The sequence below is a fragment of the Kordia sp. genome (assembly GCF_045105435.1).
GTDB lineage: Bacteria > Bacteroidota > Bacteroidia > Flavobacteriales > Flavobacteriaceae > Kordia.
Window position 1 is genome coordinate 1 of sequence record NZ_JBGCDL010000007.1, and the last position, 4,731, is coordinate 4,731.

Below are 4,731 nucleotides of genomic sequence, written 5' to 3' on the forward strand. Positions count from 1 at the left end.
TGCGGCAATAAAGGCTTGGTCAATTTCCATACTAAATGGCATAAATTTATATAGTAATGAGAAAATACCTAATACTATTATTACATCATGAAATACAGCCACGACTGCACCAGTTGAGAATTGCCATCTTTTAAAACGAAATAAGATATATAAGAATACAACAACTAACGAACCTAATACTGCCCAGAATGATGCTTTTTTAATATCATCCGCAATGGTTGGCCCTACTTTGATCGATTTCATAATTCCTTCTTTCTTACCTTCGGCACCATCTACAAAATCTTCGTAGCTGATTCCTTTTGTTAAGTAAGACGCTAAACCTGTATGCAGTTTCGCTTTAATTTGATCGTCAATTTCTGTCCCTGTTTCGTTTACTTTATAGTTTGTAGTAATCTTTAACTGATTTTCTCCACCAAAAGTTTTTACTTCTAATGAAACCGCGTTTTCACCATCTACAAATACTGTATTTAATGCTTTTTTGACATCTTGTGGACTTACTGCCTTTTCAAAACGTACTTGGAATGAACGTCCTCCAACAAAATCAACTCCTTGGTTTAATCCGCTTCCAAGTGTAATTGACCATAAACCTACAGCGATAATTAATCCTGAAATGATATATGCAATTTTACGCTTCTTTAAGAACTCTACATTCATGTTTCTGAATAAGTTCTTTGTAGCTCCTGTAGAGAAGTCTAACTTTTTCCCTTTAGCAACATACCAATCAATTAATAATCTTGTGATAAAGATTGCTGTAAATAATGAGGTTGCGATACCTATTAATAAAGTAGTTGCAAAACCTTTAATTGGTCCTGTTCCGAATAAGAATAAGATTAAAGCCGTTAAACCTGTTGTAATATTCGCATCAAAGATAGAAGACATAGCTCCTTTCCAGCTAAATGCATGCGAGATTGATTCTTGTAAAGTTCTTCCTTTGGCAAGTTCTTCTCGAACTCTTTCAAATAAAAGTACGTTTGCATCCACCGACATACCAATGGTTAATACGATACCTGCAATTCCTGGTAAAGTTAATACCGCTCCTAAGTTGGCCAATACACCAAATATTAATAAGATGTTAAACGCTAAGGCAACATCTGCAAAAAGTCCTGCTCTACCGTAGTAGAATACCATCCATACCAATACTAATATTAAGGCAATTAAGAACGACATTAAACCGCTATCAATTGCTTCTTGACCTAATGATGGTCCAACTACTTCCGATTGTAAGATTTCTGCTTGAGCAGGTAATTTACCAGCTCTTAATACGTTTGCTAAATCCTGCGCTTCTTCAATTGAAAAATCACCAGAAATTTCAGTGTTTCCTCCAGAAATTGCTCCACTTGTTACTCTTGGCGCTGAGTATACAATATTATCTAATACTACTGCAATGTTTCCGTTTTTACCATGTACTTCACCTGTTAGTTTTTCCCATTGCTTTGAACCAATTCCGTTCATTTGCATGGTAACATTTGGCTTGTTATCATTTCCGTAGCTTTGTGCTGCTGCATCAACTACGTCACCTTTCATTTGTGGTGCTGCATCTTTTCCTACACGCTTTCCTTTTAATGCGTATAAGTCAATTGTACCATCAGGGTTTACTTTTTTCCCAAAAGCAAAACGTACCGTACGTAATTCTGCTGGCACTACTTGCTTTAATATTGGATCTGATAATAACTTAAGTACTTCTTCTCTGTCTTCTGCTTTAGCTGTTGCAATAACACCACCACTTTGTCCTGGACCAGTTAAAGGCTTTATTTTATCAAATAAAGGTTTTATAATACTTACTGAATCGTTTTTAGGAGTTGTCAATGCTTCTACATCGTCTTCACCTTCTTGATCTTGAGTTGTTGCTGCTATCTTTGTAGCAAACTCAGGAAGTTCTTTTAACTTTTCATCAGCTAAAAATAAATACTGTAGTAATGCTTGCTTGTCATTATTTGTTTTCCAAAATTCTAACTCGGCTGTTGTTTGTAATAATTTTTCAATACGAATTACATCTTTCGCTCCTGGCAATTCAATTAAGATACGTGCAGAAGTTCCTAAACGCTGAATGTTTGGTTGTGTAACACCAAATTGATCAATACGTTTGTTTAATACTTCTTTGGCAGATACAACTGATTGATCTATCTTTTTTCTGATGACATTTTGAACAATATCATCTGCTGTGTTGTACGTGTCTTTTTTTAGTTCATCCTGCAAAGATGCTGTATAGAATAGATCTGGATCTGCTAATTTTAATCCTTCAGGTTTTAACTCATCAAAAGCTCTAAAGAAAGATTCTACGTAATCTTCTTGCGCATCTTTTTGTAGTTCATTTGCTCTTTCCAATGCTTTGTTGAACGTTTCTCCATCTTTTTTCCCTACCATTCCTTTAAGAATGTCTCCTACCGAGATTTGAAGAATTACGTTGATTCCACCTTTAAGGTCTAACCCTTTGTTTAGTTCTTTTTCTTTGGCTTCACTATATGTAAATTTTGTGAATCCGAAGTTAATAGGCTCTTTTCTATCTATAGAGTCTAAGTATGATTTTTCAACGAGACTTCTTGCGTCTGCGATGTCCTTTATTTTTGAACCTTCTGTGCTTGGCACTTGCGATATAGCGAAGGTTTTTGCGTCGTTTTCAATTTTATTCGTGATAAATGTAAATGATAATTGGTAAATACTTACCAATCCGAATAAAATCGCAAATAATTTTACGAGTCCTTTGTTCTGCATTATTCAGTGTTTTTGGTCAAATTTTTAAACGGGCAACTATATAATTTCGCTCGTAATTTGACAATTATTTTGTTTGTGATTTGATTGTGATTTTGAGTGCTTTTAGATCGTATCAAAAAAACACTATTTAGCATGTCTATTTTCTATTCTGAATAGATTTTTTACACAAGCTACAATGAAATACTTTTACAAAAAGCATTAAAGTGTATTGCTAAAATTTATGAAAGTGTAGTTGTAAAAGGTCCTGCGCGAACATCAGGAATTTCGTAAGATATGTTTTCTTTAAGAATTGTTGTATAGCCAGATTCGGTATACATTCTGGCAATTAAACTTGTATTAAAATCTCCCGTAATGAGCGAATTGGCTTTCGCAAATGAATTTGGTGTTGGAGATTTATCGTATTCTTTTTGTAAATCTAAAATGTACTTTCCGTGCGTTCCATCAAAAGAATCGGAAGTCGTTTGTAGTTCATAAACATCTAGTTCGTAACTGTCAAGACTGGCAAACTCTTGATAATTTACCGTATTATTTTCCGTTGGCGATGCTGGAAACTTATCTTTGGACGCAATGCCTTTTTCGATTAAAAGTTTTTTAACCGACGCTGCATTTTCATTACTGTAATAAGCTATTGTAAGTGTATTGTCTGCTTGCTTGCGTACTTGAATATTGGCAACACCTAAATCTTCTAGCTGTAATTTGATTGCCTCAATTACTTCTTCTGTATTTGAAGAAACCGTTGCACTACCCGAAAATTGAAGTTCAATTTGTTGGTTAGGCACAGGCGTTTGCTCTTGGTAAAAACCAAGCAACGTAATAAAGAGTATTAAAGCACTAAAATACTTTTTTGCAATCATGCGCCAAATATAAAGATTATGACTACATTATTGCAGTCTTTTTACATTTTATTTTACTTTAAGTAGTTGAATTTTATTGTCCTGCTTATAAATGGCTTACTTTTTAGACTCTGTTTCTTTTACAACTTCTATTTTTACAATTTCCACTTTTGGAACATTTCCTGAGCGAATTGCCGCTGCTAAGATTGCCGCTTCTTCTCTGTTTAAGTTTGACGAAATTTCCGAATTTCCGCCTGAAATTCCTCCACTAAGCACAGATGGCGCACTATAAACAATATTATCAACGACAACAGCGATATTTCCATGGGTTTGATGCACATGCGTTGTCAATTCTTCCCAAATTTTAGCGCCTTCTTCATTTTTTTTAATGTTTATAAGATAGGAGTCATTATAATTTGATTCTGTAACACTTACGTCAATTACATAACTACCATCTATAGGCGCCTTGTTTTCAGCATTTACATATACGGCATATAGCTCATGATTACCTCTGTCTTTTTCCTTTCCTAGTAAAAACTTAATTTTCCTTTTTAGCTTACTCACAAAAAATGGTTCCTTTTGCAATACTGTTTTAGTTACTTTCGCCATATTTTCCTCAGGAAAAACTGCAAAAATTGACATATTACTATTGTCTATTATATTTATTCCTAAAACAGTATCCATACTTTCTATTTCTGCAGATGTTTGCGTCAACAATTCATCTTTTTGCAATTCGCTTGCATATATTTTTCGTAATTCTTGATAGATGACTGCTTTATCATTACATACTTCAAAAAATTCTAGTTTTCCTGAAACCGAAAAAGCTTTTTCAAAAGTCTGCGGTTTTATATTCCCTTCATAATTAAAGGTGATTTTTTGATCTTCCTGTTCTGTAATGCTAATATTTTTTGCTCCAACCGATTCCAAACGTTTTTGAATGTTTACAATACCACGTTTTTTTTCACCTTCGGATACATTGGTATCAACAATTTTTAATTGAATATTTGTCGTGGGCAATTTTGGCGGCTTCTCACAAGCAGTTATTGTATAAAAAAGAATGATACCTAATGAATAAAGCGTATAATTTTTGAACATAGCGATTGTTAAGTTTTAAGAGACTAAAAAAGGCTACAATGTGTGTTGTAGCCTCTTTTATATTTTGTGATATGGTTTACATACCTTTCAT

General features: G+C 33.9%; 3 protein-coding genes. All 3 read right to left on the reverse strand.

The genetic code is table 11. From position 1 onward, the window contains the following. Positions 1-2,712 (reverse strand): protein translocase subunit SecDF (secDF, locus tag AB8B65_RS00240; RefSeq protein WP_405298777.1); only part of this gene is annotated, 2,712 nt, incomplete at its 3' end. A gap of 218 nt (positions 2,713-2,930) precedes the next feature. Next, complete coding sequence (locus AB8B65_RS00245; protein ID WP_405298778.1) at positions 2,931-3,566, reverse strand: hypothetical protein; 636 nt, start codon at positions 3,564-3,566, stop codon at positions 2,931-2,933. A 96-nt stretch (positions 3,567-3,662) separates the two neighbouring features. Further along, complete coding sequence (locus tag AB8B65_RS00250) at positions 3,663-4,640, reverse strand: SecDF P1 head subdomain-containing protein (protein WP_405298779.1); 978 nt, start codon at positions 4,638-4,640, stop codon at positions 3,663-3,665. Positions 4,641-4,731 lie beyond the last annotated feature (91 nt).

What these genes read in the sequence shown, in the direction of transcription:
- AB8B65_RS00250 (WP_405298779.1), bottom strand. Translation starts at nt 4,640, where the DNA reads ATGTTCAAAAATTATACGCTTTATTCATTAGGTATCATTCTTTTTTAT.
- AB8B65_RS00245 (WP_405298778.1), bottom strand. Translation starts at nt 3,566, where the DNA reads ATGATTGCAAAAAAGTATTTTAGTGCTTTAATACTCTTTATTACGTTG.